We start from the raw sequence: 16266 nt of genomic DNA on the forward strand, positions 1-16266 counted from the left end.
CGGATGCGGCAAGAATGGGGGGCATGAGCGACAGCCCAGCCCCCCTCGCAGACCCGCACATCGCCTTCGATCCGGCCGAAGGCCGCCGGGACATCGTCGTCCTCGGCTCCACCGGGTCCATCGGCACCCAGGCGATCGACCTGGTGCTGCGCAACCCCGACCGCTTCCGCGTCACCGCCCTGTCCGCCGCCGGCGGCCGGGCCGCGCTCCTCGCCGAGCAGGCGCGCCAACTGCGGGTGCGCACGGTGGCCGTGGCGCGCGAGGAGGCGGTGCCCGCGCTGCGGGAGGCGCTGAAGGAGCAGTACGGCACCGAGCCGCTCCCCGAGATCCTCGCCGGACCGGACGCCGCCACCGAGGTCGCGGCCTCCGACTGCCACACCGTGCTCAACGGCATCACCGGCTCCATCGGCCTCGGGCCGACCCTCGCCGCCCTCGAAGCGGGCCGCACCCTCGCGCTCGCCAACAAGGAGTCCCTGATCGTCGGCGGCCCCCTGGTGAAGGCCCTGGCCAAGCCGGGCCAGATCATCCCGGTCGACTCCGAGCACGCCGCGCTGTTCCAGGCCCTGGCCGCCGGCACCCGCGCCGACGTCCGCAAACTGGTCGTGACGGCCTCCGGCGGCCCCTTCCGCGGCCGTACGAGGGAGGAGCTGGCCCACGTCACCCGTGAGGACGCCCTGGCGCACCCCACCTGGGCCATGGGCCCGGTGATCACGGTCAACAGCGCCACGCTCGTCAACAAGGGCCTGGAGGTCATCGAGGCCCACCTGCTCTACGACATCCCCTTCGACCGCATCGAGGTCGTCGTACACCCCCAGTCCTACGTGCACTCCATGGTGGAGTTCACCGACGGGTCCACCCTCGCCCAGGCCACCCCGCCCGACATGCGCGGGCCGATCGCCATCGGCATCGGCTGGCCCGAACGCGTCCCCGACGCCGCCCCCGCCTTCGACTGGTCCAAGGCGTCCACCTGGGAGTTCTTCCCCCTCGACACCGAGGCGTTCCCGTCCGTCGGCCTCGCCCGCCACGTCGGCGAGCTGGGCGGCACGGCCCCGGCCGTCTTCAACGCGGCCAACGAGGAGTGCGTGGCGGCGTTCCTCGACGGCCGGCTGCCCTTCAACGGCATCATGGACACGGTCACGGCGGTCGTCACCGAACACGGCACCCCGGCCCAGGGAACTTCCCTGACCATGCCGGACGTCCTGGAGGCGGAGACCTGGGCACGGGCCCGGGCCCGTGAACTGACGGCGAAGGCAACCGCGGAGGCTCGCGCATGACGATTCTGTTGACGATCCTCGGCATCGCGCTCTTCGCGGTCGGGCTGCTGTTCTCCATCGCCTGGCACGAGCTCGGCCACCTGTCCACGGCCAAGCTCTTCGGCATCCGCGTGCCGCAGTACATGGTGGGCTTCGGCCCCACCCTCTGGTCGCGGAAGAAGGGCGAGACGGAGTACGGCATCAAGGCCATCCCGGCCGGCGGCTACATCCGCATGATCGGGATGTTCCCGCCCGGCGACGACGGCCGCATAGAGGCCCGCTCCACCTCCCCGTTCCGCGGCATGATCGAGGACGCCCGGTCGGCGGCGTACGAGGAGCTCCAGCCGGGCGACGAGACGCGGCTGTTCTACACGCGCAAGCCGTGGAAGCGCGTCATCGTCATGTTCGCCGGCCCCTTCATGAACCTCGTCCTGGCCGTCGCGATCTTCCTCGGCGTCGCCATGACGTTCGGGTTCGCCACCCAGACCACCGAGGTCGCCGGCGTACAGAAGTGCGTCATCGAGCAGAGCGAGAAGCGCGACACGTGCGCCAAGGGCGACCCGGTGTCACCCGCGCACGCCGCCGGGCTCAAGGAGGGCGACAAGATCGTCGCCTTCGACGGCAAGCCCGTCGACGACTGGGCCACCCTCTCCGAGCGCATCCGCGACACCATCGGCCCCGCCGACCTCACCGTCGTCCGCGACGGCAAGGAGCTGACCCTCCACCCCACCCTGATCGAGAACCAGGTGGTCCAGAAGGACGAGGACGGCGAGGTCGTCGAGGGCAAGTACGTACCCGCCGGCTACCTGGGCTTCGCGGCCAAGACCGAGATCCTGCCGCTCAGCTTCGGCCAGTCCGTGGACCGCATGGGCGACATGATCGAGAACGGCGTGGAGTCCATCGTCGCCCTGCCCTCCAAGGTCCCCGACCTGTGGAACGCGGCCTTCGGCGACGGCGAGCGCAAGGCGGACTCCCCGGTGGGCGTCGTCGGCGCGGCCCGGATCAGCGGCGAGGTGATGAACCTGGACATCCCCACGCAGAACATCATCGCCACGTTCCTGACCCTGCTGGCCGGCTTCAACCTCTCCCTCTTCCTGTTCAACATGCTGCCGCTGCTGCCCCTGGACGGCGGACACATCGCGGGCGCGCTGTGGGAGTCCGTACGCCGCAACGTGGCGAAGGTCTTCCGGCGGCCCGACCCGGGCCCGTTCGACGTGGCCAAGCTGATGCCGGTCGCCTATGTGGTGGCGGGGATCTTCATCTGCTTCACCCTGCTCGTGCTGGTCGCGGACATCGTCAATCCGGTGAAGATCTCGTAGCCACGCGGCCGGACACCCCGCGGTGTCCGGCCGCGTCACCACAGGGCTGTAATCTCGAAGCGGAGCCCGCCGATCTCGGGACCTCGATCCACACCTTGGGGTTGCACAGCAGATGACCGCGATTTCTCTCGGTATCCCGTCCGTTCCGACCAAGCTCGCCGACCGCAGGAAGTCGCGGCAGATCATGGTGGGGAACGTCCCGGTCGGCGGCGACGCCCCCGTGTCGGTGCAGTCGATGACGACGACCCGGACGTCCGACATCGGCGCGACGCTCCAGCAGATCGCCGAGCTGACGGCGTCCGGCTGTCAGATCGTGCGCGTGGCCTGCCCCACGCAGGACGACGCGGACGCCCTCGCCACGATCGCCCGCAAGTCGCAGATCCCGGTCATCGCCGACATCCACTTCCAGCCGAAGTACGTCTTCGCCGCCATCGAGGCGGGCTGCGCGGCGGTACGGGTGAACCCCGGCAACATCAAGCAGTTCGACGACAAGGTCAAGGAGATCGCCAAGGCCGCCGGGGAGGCGGGCACGCCGATCCGCATCGGCGTGAACGCGGGCTCCCTCGACCGCCGCCTCCTGGAGAAGTACGGCAAGGCGACCCCCGAGGCGCTGGTGGAGTCCGCGCTGTGGGAGGCCTCCCTCTTCGAGGAGCACGGCTTCCGCGACATCAAGATCTCGGTCAAGCACAACGACCCGGTCGTCATGGTCAACGCCTACCGCCAGCTCGCCGCCCAGTGCGACTACCCGCTGCACCTGGGCGTCACCGAGGCGGGCCCGGCGTTCCAGGGCACCATCAAGTCGGCCGTCGCCTTCGGCGCGCTGCTCTCCGAGGGCATCGGCGACACCATCCGCGTCTCCCTCTCCGCCCCGCCGGCGGAGGAGGTCAAGGTCGGCATCCAGATCCTGGAGGCGCTCAACCTCCGCCAGCGCCGCCTGGAGATCGTCTCCTGCCCCTCGTGCGGCCGCGCCCAGGTCGACGTCTACAAGCTGGCCGACCAGGTCAGCGCCGGCCTCGACGGCCTGGAGGTCCCGCTGCGCGTCGCGGTCATGGGCTGCGTCGTCAACGGCCCCGGCGAGGCGCGCGAGGCGGACCTCGGCGTCGCGTCCGGCAACGGCAAGGGGCAGATCTTCGTGAAGGGCGAGGTCATCAAGACCGTCCCCGAGTCCAAGATCGTCGAGACGCTCATCGAGGAGGCGATGAAGATCGCCGAGCAGATGGAGAAGGACGGCGTCATGTCGGGCGAACCGGAAGTCTCCGTGAGCTGACCCCCCGGGCGCGGGCCCGTGCCCCCACCCACCGCTGCCCCGCACCCGGCGTACGACCGGGGCGGGGCCGTGCCCCCACCCACCGCTGCCCCGCACCCGGTGTACGACCGGGGCGGGGCCGTGCCCCCACCCACCGCTGCCCCGCACCCGGTGTACGACCGGGGCGGGGCCGTGCAGGGTCGCCCCCGCAGAGGTCGGCGGCGGCGTAACGGCTCCCTTTACCGGCGCCCAAGGCCGCCGGCCTCGAGGAGGCGAGCCCGGAGGGGCCCCGCCCCCCACCCCCCGGACATGCGCCGCACCCGGGCGCACCGGGAATAGTCACCGCCCTCGGGGGAACCGAGCAGAGGCACCGCCCCGTCCCGTTGTGCCCACCCGTTCCGCCCTGCGGAACGAATGCCCACAACGGGTGAGGCACCCGCACCCCGCGTCCGGCAGGGCACCGCGCCCACCTCCCCCCGGGGTTCGCCGGCCTGACGTTACGGCCGCGTCGGCAGGTACAGTGCCAGGACCCGTATGGAACGCATGGTGAGGCCCCCTCGTGTTGACGCAGACCACCACCCGGGTCCTCGAACCCAGCGACCTCGGCGCCGCGCTCGCCGTCCTGGAGAGCGAGCCCGTCGCCAACGCGTTCGTCACCTCCCGCGTGCAGGTCGCGGGACTCGACCCCTGGCGCCTCGGCGGCGAGATGTGGGGCTGGTACGCGGACGGGCGGCTGCGGTCACTCTGCTACTCCGGCGCCAACCTCGTCCCCATCTGCGCCACCCCTGAGGCCGTCCGCGCCTTCGCCGACCGCGCCCGCCGGGCCGGCCGCCGCTGCTCGTCGATCGTCGGCCCCGCCGAGCCCACCGCCCAGCTCTGGCGGCTCCTCGAACCGAGCTGGGGCCCCGCCCGCGACGTCCGCGCCCACCAGCCGCTGATGGTCACCGACCGGCCGTCCCCGGACGTCGAGCCCGACCCGCACGTACGCCGCATCGGCAAGAACGAGATGGACGTGATCATGCCGGCGTGCGTGGCCATGTTCACCGAGGAGGTCGGCGTCTCGCCGATGGCCGGCGACGGCGGCCTGCTCTACCAGGCCCGCGTCGCCGAACTCGTCGGCGCCGGCCGCTCCTTCGCCCGCATCGAGGACGGCAAGGTCGTCTTCAAGGCGGAGATCGGCGCCGCCACCCCACAGGCCTGCCAGATCCAGGGCGTCTGGGTCGCCCCCGAGTACCGGGGGCGCGGGCTGTCCGAGACGGGCATGGCCGCCGTGCTGCGCTACGCCCTCGCCGACGTCGCGCCGGTCGTCTCCCTCTACGTCAACGACTACAACCTCCCGGCCAGGGCCGCGTACCGCCGCGTCGGGTTCAGGGAAGTCGGCGCTTTCATGAGCGTGCTGTTCTGACGCTTGTAGGGTTCGGTCGTATGGATGACGTCGTGGTCCGACCGGTCGACCTCGCCGCGCGCGTGGACGACGCCCTCGCCGTACAGGCCCTCGCCTTCGGGCTGACTGAGGACGAGGTCGCGGTACGTCGCCACATCGTGCTGCGCCACCTGCTCAACCCGGGCGCGTGCGCGTACGGGGCGACGACACCGAGCGGGCGGCTCGTCGGGTTCGTGTACGGGATGCCCAACGACCGCACCCACTGGTGGTCGACCGTCGTCCAGCCCTACCTCGTCCGCGAGGGCAACGACTCCTGGCTCGACGACTCCTTCGTCATCACCGAGCTCCACGTCCACCCAGGCTTCCAGGGCCGGGGCATCGGCCGTGAGCTGATCACCACCATCACGGACGCCGCCGACCAGCCGCGCTCCATCCTCTCCGCCATCGACGTCGAGAACCCGGCCCGCGTCCTCTACCGCGCCCTCGGGTACCAGGACCTCGCCCGCCAGGTCCACTTCCCGAGCGCGGCGAAGCCCTACGCCGTGATGGGCGCGCCACTGCCCCTGCCGCGGCCGAACTGATTTCCTTCGGCACCCGCCCCGGAGCTAACCTCCTAGCCATCACACTTTTCACCGCAGGAGAGTTCCCCATGGCCCAGGTCCAGCGCATGTCCCGGTTGATGGTCAAGACACTGCGCGACGACCCGGCGGACGCCGAGACGCTCAGCCACAAACTGCTCGTCCGCGCCGGTTACGTACGCCGCAACGCCGCGGGCATCTGGTCGTGGCTGCCGCTGGGCATGAAGGTCCTGGAGAACGTCTCGCGCGTCGTGCGCGAGGAGATGGACGCCATCGGCGCGCAGGAGGTCCTGCTGCCCGCGCTGCTGCCCAAGGAGCCGTACGAGGCGACGGGCCGCTGGGAGGAGTACGGCGCCGAGCTGTTCCGCCTGAAGGACCGCAAGGGCGGCGACTACCTCCTCGGTCCCACCCACGAGGAGATCTTCACCCAGCTCGTCAAGGACCAGTGCACGTCCTACAAGGACCTGCCGGTGATCCTGTACCAGATCCAGACGAAGTACCGCGACGAGGCGCGTCCCCGCTCCGGCATCCTGCGCGGCCGCGAGTTCCAGATGAAGGACTCGTACTCGTTCGACACCACGGACGAGGGCCTGGCCGAGTCGTACGCGCTGCACCGCCAGGCGTACATCAAGATCTTCGACCGGCTCGGCCTCAAGCACAAGATCGTCTCCGCCGTCTCGGGCGCCATGGGCGGCTCCGCGTCGGAGGAGTTCCTGGCCCCGGCCGCCGCCGGCGAGGACACCTTCGTCTACTGCCCGAACTGCGACTACGCCGCCAACACCGAGGCCGTCACGTTCAAGCAGCAGCCGGAGGACCCCACCGCGCACGGCCCGGTCGAGGAGCTGGACACCCCCGACACGCCGACCATCGAGACCCTCGCCGCGCACCTGGACGTCCCGGCGTCCCGCACGCTGAAGAACCTCCTGGTCAAGGTCGACGGCGAGATCGTCGCCGTCGGCGTGCCGGGCGACCGCGAGGTCGACATGGGCAAGCTGGAGGACCACCTCGCCCCGGCCACCGTCGAGCTGGTCACCGCCGAGGACTTCGAGGGCCGCGACGACCTCGTACGCGGCTACGTCGGCCCGCAGGGCCTGGACAAGGTCCGTTACATCGCCGACCCGCGCGTCTCGCCCGGCACGGCCTGGATCACCGGCGCCAACAAGCCCGACACCCACGCGAAGAACGTCGTCGCCGGGCGCGACTTCGAGGTCGACCAGTACCTGGACGTCGTCGTCGTGGAAGAGGGCGACCCCTGCCCGAACTGCGGCTCCGACCTGAAGATCGACCGTGCCATCGAGATCGGCCACATCTTCCAGCTCGGCCGCAAGTACGCCGACGCCTTCCAGCTCGACGTCCTCGGCCAGAACGGCAAGCCCGTCCGCGTCACCATGGGCTCGTACGGCATCGGTGTCTCCCGCGCGGTCGCGGCCCTCGCCGAGCAGCACGCCGACGAGCAGGGCCTGTGCTGGCCCCGCGAGATCGCCCCGGCCGACGTCCACGTCGTCGCGGCCGGCAAGGCGCTCCAGACGGAGCTGGCGCTGGAGGTCTCGGAGAAGCTGAAGGCGGCCGGCCTCCGGGTCCTGGTCGACGACCGGGCCGGCGTGTCGCCGGGCGTGAAGTTCACGGACGCGGAGCTCATCGGCGTACCGAAGATCCTCGTGGCGGGCCGTCGCTCCGGCGAGGGCGTCGTCGAGCTCAAGGACCGCCGCACGGGCGAGCGCGAGGAGCTGACGGTCGACGAGGCCATCGCCCGCCTCAGCGCCTGACCCCCCGGCCCCTCGCGGGGGGCCAGGGGGCCAGGGGTGTCAGATGCAGCCCGCCGTACCGGTGTCGTCGTCCCGCGCATGGGGCGACGGCGCCGGTTCGTGCACCGGCGGGTCCGGCGTCGCCCGGGACGCGCGGAACGTGTCCAGCGGATCGTGCAGGTGCGGGTCGTGGACGTGCAGTGCCGTCGGCTGGGGGACGGGTGAGGGCTGCTGGCCCAGCGGCGGCGGGTTCTGCGCGGCCCGCTCCAGGAAGCGCAGCAGCTCCACCGGGAAGGGCAGCACCAGCGTGGAGTTCTTCTCGGCGGCGACGGCCACCACGGTCTGCAACAGCCGCAACTGGAGCGCGGCCGGGGTCTGCGACATCACGCCCGCCGCCTCGGCCAGCTTCTTGGATGCCTGGAGCTCCGCGTCGGCGTTGATGACCCGGGCCCGCCGCTCGCGGTCGGCCTCGGCCTGGCGGGCCATCGAGCGCTTCATCGTCTCCGGCAGCGAGACGTCCTTGATCTCGACCCGGTCGATGGTCACACCCCACTCGACGGCCGGGTTGTCGATCATCAGCTCAAGGCCCTGGTTGAGCTTCTCCCGGTTGGAGAGCAGGTCGTCCAGGTCGCTCTTGCCGATGATCGAGCGCAGCGAGGTCTGCGCGATCTGGGAGACGGCGAACCGGTAGTCCTCGACGCGGATGATCGCCGCGGCCGGGTCCACCACCTTGAAGTACACGACCGCGTCGACGCGCACCGTGACGTTGTCCCGGGTGATGCCCTCCTGCGCGGGCACCGGCAGGGTCACGATCTGCATGTTGACCTTGTGCAGCCGGTCGACGAACGGGACCACCAGGGTGAAGCCGGGTGGCCGGATGCCGTGCCGGAGCCGGCCGAACCGGAGCACCACACCCCTCTCGTACTGCTTGATGACCCTGGCGGCGGCCGACAGGTACAGCGCGCCCGCGGAACCCGTCGCCGCGGCGACCGTGAGCAGTTCCTCGACCATGACAACCCCCTGCCGTAGTAGCCGGGTGTGTGGGTGCGATATGCCCAATATCGCACCTGCGGGGCCGTCTGGGGAGCTCTGGAGGAGCTTCTAGAGCCAGCTCGCGAATTCCAGCAGCAGCTCGCCGTCCTGCCGCCTCCCCGCCGCCAGGGCGCGCGTGCCCGACTCCACGGCCCGGAACAGCGTCCAGCCGCGCAGCCGCTCCTGGTCCACGTCGAGGGAGTCGGCCAGCTTGTTCACCCTGCGCCGACCGGACGCCGGGCCCGAGGCCGCCGCCACCAGGTCCTCGACCCGGTCGCGGACCAGCCGGGCCAGGTCGTACGCGCGCTCGCCGACGAGCGGGTCCGGGCCGACCGCCAGCCAGGGCGCCCGGTCCCCGGCCAGTACCTTGCCCTGGCGGAAGTTGCCGTGCAGCAGCAGCTCCTCGGGGGCGTCCGCGACCAGCTCGTCCCGGGCGCCGAGCGCCGCCGACACCAGCTTGGCCGTCTGCGCGTCCTTCACCGCCCGCATCGCCTCCGCCTGCCGCGCGGTCCGCACGGCGACCGACTCGAAGGCGTGGCCCTCCGGCGGGGCCACCCACAGCCGCCGCACCGTGCCGGCGGCCTCCAGCAGCGCCTTGGCCTCCGGCAGGGAGCGCAGGCTCACCTCCGCGTGCAGCCGCTCCAGCAGCAGGTCCGGCCCGTCCGGGTCGAGCAGCCGCACCGCGCCGAAGCCGTTCCAGTGCGCGAGGGCCGCCCGCTCCAGGTCCGGCGCGGCGAACGGCGGCGCGACCTTCAGCGCGGCCGGGGCGCCGTCGGGCAGCCGTACGAGCGCGACCAGGCTGCTGCGGCCGCCCGGCGCGATCACCCGCTCGACGTCCAGGTGCCGGTGGTCCACCGCCTGCCGGGCGAGCTCCGGAAGCCGGGCGAGCCAGTCGCCCGCGGCCGCGTCCCCGTACGTCTCGCCGAGAGCCCGCACCAGTCGCTGCGGCGGTTCAAAACCCATGCGTGCGTTGTTCCCTCTCGAAAGCCGGGGCTCACAGTAGCCCGGGCTCACAGTTCTTGTGGTCGCGGTCCGCTTCGCCACCGCCGCGGGCGGGTGCCGCCTTCGTGGCGGCCCTGCCCTCCGCTACAGCTCGGCTCGGCCACTCGATCGCTCGGCGAGCCCAGGAAAGGCTACGCCGCTGCCCCGCCACCGCACGGCCCGCACCGCGGCCTCCCGCAGCGCGCTCGCCGCCTCCCTCCGCAGCGGGCCCTCGGCGGCCCGTACGAGGTCGGAGTACACGCCCGCGACCCGGTCCTCCAGCTCGGCGGCGAGCCGTACGGCCGCGGCCGCGTCCGGCACCGGGAACGGCAGTGCGTAGGCGGCGGCGGACGCGGCGGGCTTCCCGCCCAGGTCGCGCACGGCCCGCGCCAGCGCGTCACGCCGGGCCCGGTGCGCGGCGTGCGCGGCGGTCGCCTCCGCCACCCGCGCGTCGCCGACCCGGCCGCCGACGACCCCGTAGCCGTAGACCGCCGCGTGCTCGGCGGCGAGCGCCGCCTGCGCGGCCTCCAGGGCGGCTCCGCTCATGACCGGGTCCCTTCGCTGGTCAGCAGGTACGCGTGCGCCGCCCCCGCGGCCGCCACGGACGCCAGCAGCCGCGCGTACTCGGGCGGGGCGGTCAGCAGGGCGGCGGCGTGTACGTCGGCGGCCCGCCGCGTGGCCGCCGCCAGCTCGCCGACCGCGACGACGGGGTCGGCGGGCACGGGATCGGTGGCCGTACCGGCAGTCGGGCTTCCGGCGACCGGCGCGCCGGCGGGGGCCGGGGGCTCCGGTGTGGTCGGCCCGCCGGGCGTGGCAGGGCCGACCGGGGCCGGCGGCACCCCGGGGCCGGGGACGCCCGGCGCCGCGGCAGCCAGCGCTCCCGCGCGGGCCCGGGCGTCCGGGACGGTCGGTGTGCCGGGCGTGGCCGGGCGGCCCGGGGCGACCGGCGCGCCGGCGCGGGCCGGGGGCTCAGGTGTGCCGGGCGGGGCCGGGGTGGCCGATGCCGTCGGGGTGGGCGAGGCGGGTGAGGTGGCCGATGCGGTCGGGGTGGGCGAGGCGGTCGGGGTGGGCGAGGCGCCCGGCGGGGCCAGGGCCGCCACGTGGGCGGCGACCGCCGCGCGGAGGGGGGCCAGCCGGGCGGTCAGCGACGGGTGGGCGGCGAGGACCTCGTCGTACCGGGCCAGAAGCGCCGCGCTGGTCGCGGCCGACCGGCGCCGCAGCGCCGCCTCCGCGCGGGCCGCGCGTTCGGCCGCCGACACCGGCGGCGTACCGCCCGGGCCGTCCGACGTGCACGCCCCGAGCACACCGGCCGCGGCCACCGCGCCCGTGGCGATGAGCGCGCGTCTGCGTGTCGTTCCCGTACGCCCCACGCGTCACTCCCTCCACCCGACCCCAAGATCACCGCAGGCGAGAGTACCTGCGGCTCGGCGCGAGGTGGACGGCAACACCCCCCGCGACCGGATACCCTTTGATCTGACACGCGACGATCCCACAACAGCACACGCGGCCGAGGAGTCACCCGGATGAGCACCACCCAGAGCGAAAGGCTGCGCGGGCTGCTGGAACCGCTGGTCAGCGCCAAGGACCTGGACCTCGAGGAGATCGAGGTGTCCCGGGCGGGCCGGCGGCGGATGCTGAGGATCATCGTCGACTCGGACGAGGGCGTGGAACTCGACGCCTGTGCCGAGCTGAGCCGCGCCATCTCCGACAAGCTCGACGAGACGGACGCGATGGGCGACGAGGAGTACGTCCTCGAAGTCAGCTCGCCGGGCGCCGACCGCCCGCTGACCGAGCACCGCCACTACGTACGCGCCACCGGCCGCCTGGTGAAGTTCCAGCTGACCGCCCAGGGGGCGGAAGGCGCCGGCGACCTGGTGGCCCGCATCCTCTCCGTGGACGACGAGGGCCTCGATCTCGAGGTGCCGGGCGTGAAGGGGCGCAAGCCCACCGCCCGCCGCGTGACGTTCGGGGACATCGCGAAGGCGCGCGTGGAGATCGAGTTCAACCGCAAGGACAAGAAGGAAGAGGAGGCGTAGCCGTGGACATCGACGTGAAGCTCCTGAGGGGCTTGGCACAGGAGAAGGAGATTCCCTTCGACCTGCTGGTCGAGGCGATCGAGTCGGCCCTCCTCATCGCCTACCACCGCACCGAGGGAGCCCGCCGCCACGCCCGTGTCGTGCTGGACCGGCAGACCGGTCACGTGACGGTGTGGGCGAAGGAGGACCCGGCCGACCTGGAGGAGGGGCAGGAGCCCAAGGAGTTCGACGACACGCCGTCGGACTTCGGCCGCATCGCGGCGAGCACCGCCCGCCAGGTCATCCAGCAGCGGCTGCGGGACGCCGAGAACGACGTCACCTTCGGCGAGTACGCCCGCCGCGAGGGCGACATCGTCGCCGGCATGGTGCAGCAGGGCAAGGACCCCAAGAACGTCCTGGTCAAGCTGGACGACAAGCTGGAAGCGATCCTTCCGGTGCAGGAGCAGGTGCCGGGCGAGGAGTACACGCACGGGCTGCGGCTGCGGACGTACGTCGTCCGCGTCGCCAAGGGCGTGCGCGGCCCGTCCGTCACCCTTTCGCGCACCCACCCCAATCTCGTGAAGAAGCTCTTCGCGCTGGAGGTCCCGGAGATCGCCGACGGGTCCGTCGAGATCGCCGCGATCGCCCGTGAGGCCGGTCACCGCACCAAGATCGCGGTCCGGTCCACCCGTTCGGGCCTGAACGCCAAGGGCGCCTGCATCGGCCCCATGGGCAGCCGGGTGCGCAACGTCATGGCCGAGCTGCACGGCGAGAAGATCGACATCGTGGACTGGTCGGACGACCCGGCCGAGATGGTGGCGAACGCCCTGTCCCCGGCCCGCGTCTCCAAGGTGGAGGTCGTCGACCTCGCCGCCCGGTCCGCCCGCGTCACCGTGCCGGACTACCAGCTCTCGCTGGCGATCGGCAAGGAGGGCCAGAACGCCCGCCTGGCCGCCCGCCTCACCGGCTGGCGCATCGACATCCGCCCGGACACGGAGCAGACCTCCGAGCAGGCCTGAGCCGCTCCGTGGAATAGAACTCGCCAGGGTCACGTTCTGCAGTGGCGAGATCACGACAACAACCGTTCGATTCTTGCCCCAAAGGGGTGAGGTCGGTGCGGGGAGGTAGACTTAACCGTGTCTGGCCGGACGCACGCCCGCGCCTGCCCTGAGCGAACCTGTGTGGGATGCCGGGAGCGAGCGGCCAAGCGCGATCTGCTGCGCATCGTGTTGATCAAGGGCGACTGCGCCCCCGATCCACGCGGTACGCTGCCCGGCCGGGGTGCTTATGTGCATCCCGCCTTGGTCTGTCTCGACCTGGCGGTCCGCCGCCGGGCGTTCCCGAGGGCCTTCAGGGTCCCGGGGCCGCTCGACACCGCGGACGTCCGCCGGTACGTCGAGCAGTCGGCACCGTAAGAAGAAGTACGGCACGGAACCCCGTGCGGTCAGGTACCTCGCGAGTTGGAAGTAGGTCGAGATTGCGATGAGCACTCGATGAGTACGCGATGAGTACGCCCATGAAGTAGCGACGGTCCGGCGGTAACCCGGACCTAAAAGGAGCGAAGTGGCTAAGGTCCGGGTATACGAACTCGCCAAGGAGTTCGGTGTGGAGAGCAAGGTCGTCATGGCCAAGCTCCAGGAACTCGGTGAATTCGTCCGTTCGGCGTCTTCGACGATCGAAGCGCCGGTTGTACGCAAGTTGACTGACGCGCTGCAGGGGCCCGGCACCGCCGGCAAGTCCGCAGCGAAGCCCGGCGCGCCCCGCAAGGCCGCGCCTGCCAAGCCGTCCGCCCCCGCGCCCTCCCCGGCGCAGGCGGCCCGCCCCGCTGCCCCGAAGCCCGGCGCCCCCGCGCCGAAGCCCGCGGCGGCCGAGAAGCCCGCGACGCCGGCCCCCGGCCCGCGTCCCACCCCGGGTCCGAAGCCCGCGGCGGCGCCCAAGCCGGCGCCCGCCTCGCCGGCTCCGGCGAACCCGGAGTTCACCGCGCCCCCGTCGGCCCCGGCCGCCGGTCCCCGGCCCGGTGCCACCCCCGGTCCCCGTCCCGCCGGCCGCCCGCAGGGCGAGCGCGGTCAGGGCGGCGAGCGCGGCGGTGCCCGTCCCGGTGCCCCGCGCCCCGGTGGCGAGCGTCAGGCGCCCCGTCCGGGTGCCCCGCGTCCCGCGGGTCCGCGTCCGGGCAACAACCCGTTCACCTCTGGTGGCTCCACCGGCATGGCGCGCCCGCAGGCGCCCCGTCCGGGCGGTGCCCCGCGTCCCGGTGGCCCCGGTGCCCCGGGCGGTCCGCGTCCGCAGGGCGCCGGTCAGGGCGGTCCCCGTCCGCAGGCCGGTCCCGGTGGCCCGCGTCCCACTCCCGGCGGCATGCCGCGTCCCCAGGCCCCGCGCCCGGGTGGCGGCCCCGCCGGTAACCGCCCGAACCCGGGCATGATGCCGCAGCGTCCGGCTGCCGGTCCCCGCCCCGGCGGCGGCCCCGGTGGCGGCCGCGGTCCCGGTGGTGGCGGTCGTCCCGGCGGTGCCGGTGGCGGCGGTCGTCCCGGCTTCGCCGGCCGTCCGGCCGGTCCCGGCGGCGGTGGCGGCGGTTTCGCCGGCCGTCCCGGTGGCGGTGGCGGCGGTCGTCCCGGTGGTCCCGGTGGCGGTGGCGGCGGCTTCGGCGGTCGTCCCGGCTTCGGTGGCCGTCCCGGCGGCCCCGGTGGCCGTGGTGGCACGCAGGGTGCGTTCGGCCGTCCCGGCGGTCCGGCGCGTCGTGGCCGTAAGTCGAAGCGGCAGAGGCGCCAGGAGTACGAGGCCATGCAGGCCCCGTCGGTCGGCGGCGTGATGCTGCCTCGCGGCAACGGCGAGACCGTTCGCCTGTCGCGCGGTGCGTCCCTCACCGACTTCGCGGAGAAGATCAACGCCAACCCGGCGTCGCTCGTCGCGGTCATGATGAACCTCGGCGAGATGGTCACCGCCACGCAGTCCGTCTCCGACGAGACGCTGCAGCTTCTCGGTGACGAGATGAACTACCAGGTTCAGATCGTCAGCCCCGAGGAGGAGGACCGCGAGCTGCTCGAGTCCTTCGACCTCGAATGGGGCGAGGACGAGGGCGGCGAGGAGTACCTCGCGCCGCGTCCGCCGGTCGTGACCGTCATGGGTCACGTCGACCACGGTAAGACCCGACTGCTGGACGCGATCCGCAAGACGAACGTCGTCGCGGGCGAGGCCGGCGGTATTACGCAGCACATCGGTGCGTACCAGGTCGCCACCGAGGTCAACGGCGAGGACCGCAAGATCACCTTCATCGACACCCCGGGTCACGAGGCGTTCACCGCCATGCGTGCCCGTGGTGCGAAGTCCACCGACATCGCGATCCTCGTGGTCGCGGCCAATGACGGTGTGATGCCCCAGACGATCGAGGCGCTGAACCACGCCAAGGCGGCCGACGTGCCGATCGTGGTCGCGGTCAACAAGATCGACGTCGAGGGCGCGGACCCGGTCAAGGTGCGCGGTCAGCTCACCGAGTACGGCCTGGTGGCCGAGGAGTACGGCGGCGACACCATGTTCGTCGACATCTCCGCCAAGCAGGGCCTGCACATCGACGAGCTGCTGGAGGCCGTGATCCTCACGGCCGACGCCTCGCTCGACCTCCGGGCCAACCCGGAGCAGGACGCGCAGGGTATTGCCATCGAGGCCCACCTGGACAAGGGCCGCGGCGCCGTCGCGACCGTCCTGGTCCAGCGAGGCACGCTGCGGGTCGGCGACACGATGGTCGCGGGCGACGCCTACGGCCGCGTCCGCGCCATGCTCGACGACAAGGGCGAGAACGTGGAAGAGGCGGGTCCCTCGACCCCGGTCCTCGTCCTCGGTCTCACCAACGTCCCGGGCGCCGGCGACAACTTCCTGGTGGTCGACGAGGACCGTACGGCCCGTCAGATCGCCGAGAAGCGTGCCGCCCGTGAGCGCAACGCCGCGTTCGCCAAGCGCGTGCGCCGCGTCTCCCTCGAGGACCTGGACAAGGTGCTCAAGGCCGGCGAGATCCAGCAGCTCAACCTCATCATCAAGGGTGACGCTTCCGGTTCCGTCGAGGCGCTCGAGTCGTCGCTGCTCCAGCTCGACGTCGGCGAAGAGGTCGACATCCGGGTCCTGCACCGCGGTGTCGGTGCGGTCACGGAGTCGGACATCGACCTGGCGATGGGCTCCGACGCCATCGTCATCGGCTTCAACGTCCGCGCGGCCGGCCGTGCCGCGCAGATGGCGGAGCGCGAGGGCGTCGACGTCCGGTACTACTCGGTGATCTACCAGGCCATCGAGGAGATCGAGGCGGCCCTCAAGGGCATGCTCAAGCCGGAGTACGAAGAGGTCGAGCTCGGTACGGCGGAGATCCGCGAGGTCTTCCGCTCGTCCAAGCTGGGCAACATCGCGGGTGTCCTCATCCGCTCCGGCGAGGTCAAGCGCAACACCAAGGCGCGCCTCATCCGCGACGGCAAGGTCATCGCGGAGAACCTCAACATCGAGGGTCTGCGTCGCTTCAAGGACGACGTCACCGAGATCCGCGAAGGCTTCGAGGGTGGTATCAACCTCGGAAACTTCAACGACATCAAGGTCGACGACGTCATCGCGACGTACGAGATGCGCGAGAAGCCGCGCGGCTGATCCCAGCCACGGCAGCCGGGGCCGGTCGGCGGAGGAATTCCGTCGATCGGCCCCGGCCGTTGCGTGTACGGTTCTTGGTGTCCCTGCCAAGTG

General features: G+C 72.3%; 14 protein-coding genes. 10 read left to right on the plus strand and 4 right to left on the minus strand.

Annotated features, from left to right (window positions below):
- The first annotated feature begins 23 nt into the window (after positions 1 to 23).
- The 6 genes from dxr (at position 24) to ACZ46W_RS10725 (ending at position 7546) form a co-directional block, all read left to right on the plus strand.
- Complete coding sequence (dxr, locus tag ACZ46W_RS10700) at positions 24 to 1274, plus strand: 1-deoxy-D-xylulose-5-phosphate reductoisomerase (RefSeq protein WP_468334495.1); 1251 nt, start codon at positions 24 to 26, stop codon at positions 1272 to 1274.
- Positions 1271 to 2572 carry a M50 family metallopeptidase gene (locus ACZ46W_RS10705; protein WP_468334498.1) on the plus strand — a complete coding sequence of 434 codons (1302 nt, stop codon included), beginning with the start codon at positions 1271 to 1273 and terminating at the stop codon, positions 2570 to 2572. Before dxr ends, ACZ46W_RS10705 begins: the two co-directional genes overlap by 4 nt.
- A 112-nt stretch (positions 2573 to 2684) precedes the next feature.
- Positions 2685 to 3839 carry a flavodoxin-dependent (E)-4-hydroxy-3-methylbut-2-enyl-diphosphate synthase gene (gene ispG / locus ACZ46W_RS10710; RefSeq protein ID WP_468334501.1) on the plus strand — a complete coding sequence of 385 codons (1155 nt, stop codon included), beginning with the start codon at positions 2685 to 2687 and terminating at the stop codon, positions 3837 to 3839.
- Between the two features lie 538 nt (positions 3840 to 4377).
- The gene (locus ACZ46W_RS10715) at positions 4378 to 5223 is read left to right on the plus strand and encodes a GNAT family N-acetyltransferase (protein ID WP_468334504.1); all 846 of its coding nucleotides are present in this window, start codon (positions 4378 to 4380) and stop codon (positions 5221 to 5223) included.
- Between the two features lie 20 nt (positions 5224 to 5243).
- Complete coding sequence (locus ACZ46W_RS10720; protein WP_468334507.1) at positions 5244 to 5783, plus strand: GNAT family N-acetyltransferase; 540 nt, start codon at positions 5244 to 5246, stop codon at positions 5781 to 5783.
- A gap of 68 nt (positions 5784 to 5851) precedes the next feature.
- Positions 5852 to 7546, plus strand: coding sequence for a proline--tRNA ligase (locus ACZ46W_RS10725; RefSeq protein WP_468334510.1), 1695 nt, complete (start codon positions 5852 to 5854; stop codon positions 7544 to 7546).
- A gap of 39 nt (positions 7547 to 7585) precedes the next feature.
- Here the strand turns inward: ACZ46W_RS10725 and ACZ46W_RS10730 are convergent, their stop codons facing one another.
- The 4 genes from ACZ46W_RS10730 to ACZ46W_RS10745 all read right to left on the minus strand — a co-directional run bounded on the left by ACZ46W_RS10730 (position 7586) and on the right by ACZ46W_RS10745 (position 10908).
- Complete coding sequence (locus ACZ46W_RS10730; protein ID WP_468334513.1) at positions 7586 to 8536, minus strand: slipin family protein; 951 nt, start codon at positions 8534 to 8536, stop codon at positions 7586 to 7588.
- Between the two features lie 90 nt (positions 8537 to 8626).
- Positions 8627 to 9520 (minus strand): aminoglycoside phosphotransferase family protein, encoded by an 894-nt coding sequence (locus ACZ46W_RS10735; protein WP_468334516.1) that lies wholly within the window; start codon positions 9518 to 9520, stop codon positions 8627 to 8629.
- A 123-nt stretch (positions 9521 to 9643) separates the two neighbouring features.
- Positions 9644 to 10084 (minus strand): DUF4439 domain-containing protein, encoded by a 441-nt coding sequence (locus ACZ46W_RS10740; RefSeq protein ID WP_468334519.1) that lies wholly within the window; start codon positions 10082 to 10084, stop codon positions 9644 to 9646.
- Positions 10081 to 10908: a hypothetical protein gene (locus ACZ46W_RS10745; RefSeq protein ID WP_468334522.1), complete on the minus strand. Its 828-nt coding sequence runs from the start codon at positions 10906 to 10908 to the stop codon at positions 10081 to 10083. The genes ACZ46W_RS10740 and ACZ46W_RS10745 overlap by 4 nt, the downstream gene beginning before the upstream one ends.
- A gap of 153 nt (positions 10909 to 11061) precedes the next feature.
- Here ACZ46W_RS10745 and rimP point away from each other — a divergent pair, with 153 nt between their 5' ends.
- The 4 genes from rimP to infB all read left to right on the plus strand — a co-directional run bounded on the left by rimP (position 11062) and on the right by infB (position 16173).
- A complete protein-coding gene (gene rimP, locus ACZ46W_RS10750) occupies positions 11062 to 11574 on the plus strand; it encodes a ribosome maturation factor RimP (RefSeq protein ID WP_468334525.1) in 513 nt (170 codons plus the stop codon).
- 2 nt (positions 11575 to 11576) lie between these two features.
- Positions 11577 to 12572: a transcription termination factor NusA gene (gene nusA / locus ACZ46W_RS10755; protein WP_468334528.1), complete on the plus strand. Its 996-nt coding sequence runs from the start codon at positions 11577 to 11579 to the stop codon at positions 12570 to 12572.
- Between the two features lie 117 nt (positions 12573 to 12689).
- The gene (locus tag ACZ46W_RS10760; RefSeq protein ID WP_468334531.1) at positions 12690 to 12968 is read left to right on the plus strand and encodes a YlxR family protein; all 279 of its coding nucleotides are present in this window, start codon (positions 12690 to 12692) and stop codon (positions 12966 to 12968) included.
- A gap of 148 nt (positions 12969 to 13116) precedes the next feature.
- A complete protein-coding gene (infB, locus tag ACZ46W_RS10765; RefSeq protein ID WP_468334534.1) occupies positions 13117 to 16173 on the plus strand; it encodes a translation initiation factor IF-2 in 3057 nt (1018 codons plus the stop codon).
- Positions 16174 to 16266 lie beyond the last annotated feature (93 nt).

It is taken from the genome of Streptomyces sp. NPDC031064 (assembly GCF_055570965.1).

Bases quoted from the DNA above. Each gene is read 5' to 3' on its own strand.
- dxr (WP_468334495.1), top strand. From the start codon at position 24: ATGAGCGACAGCCCAGCCCCCCTCGCAGACCCGCACATCGCCTTCGAT.
- ACZ46W_RS10705 (WP_468334498.1), top strand. From the start codon at position 1,271: ATGACGATTCTGTTGACGATCCTCGGCATCGCGCTCTTCGCGGTCGGG.
- ispG (WP_468334501.1), top strand. From the start codon at position 2,685: ATGACCGCGATTTCTCTCGGTATCCCGTCCGTTCCGACCAAGCTCGCC.
- ACZ46W_RS10720 (WP_468334507.1), top strand. From the start codon at position 5,244: ATGGATGACGTCGTGGTCCGACCGGTCGACCTCGCCGCGCGCGTGGAC.
- ACZ46W_RS10725 (WP_468334510.1), top strand. From the start codon at position 5,852: ATGGCCCAGGTCCAGCGCATGTCCCGGTTGATGGTCAAGACACTGCGC.
- ACZ46W_RS10730 (WP_468334513.1), bottom strand. From the start codon at position 8,536: ATGGTCGAGGAACTGCTCACGGTCGCCGCGGCGACGGGTTCCGCGGGC.
- ACZ46W_RS10735 (WP_468334516.1), bottom strand. From the start codon at position 9,520: ATGGGTTTTGAACCGCCGCAGCGACTGGTGCGGGCTCTCGGCGAGACG.
- ACZ46W_RS10740 (WP_468334519.1), bottom strand. From the start codon at position 10,084: ATGAGCGGAGCCGCCCTGGAGGCCGCGCAGGCGGCGCTCGCCGCCGAG.
- rimP (WP_468334525.1), top strand. From the start codon at position 11,062: ATGAGCACCACCCAGAGCGAAAGGCTGCGCGGGCTGCTGGAACCGCTG.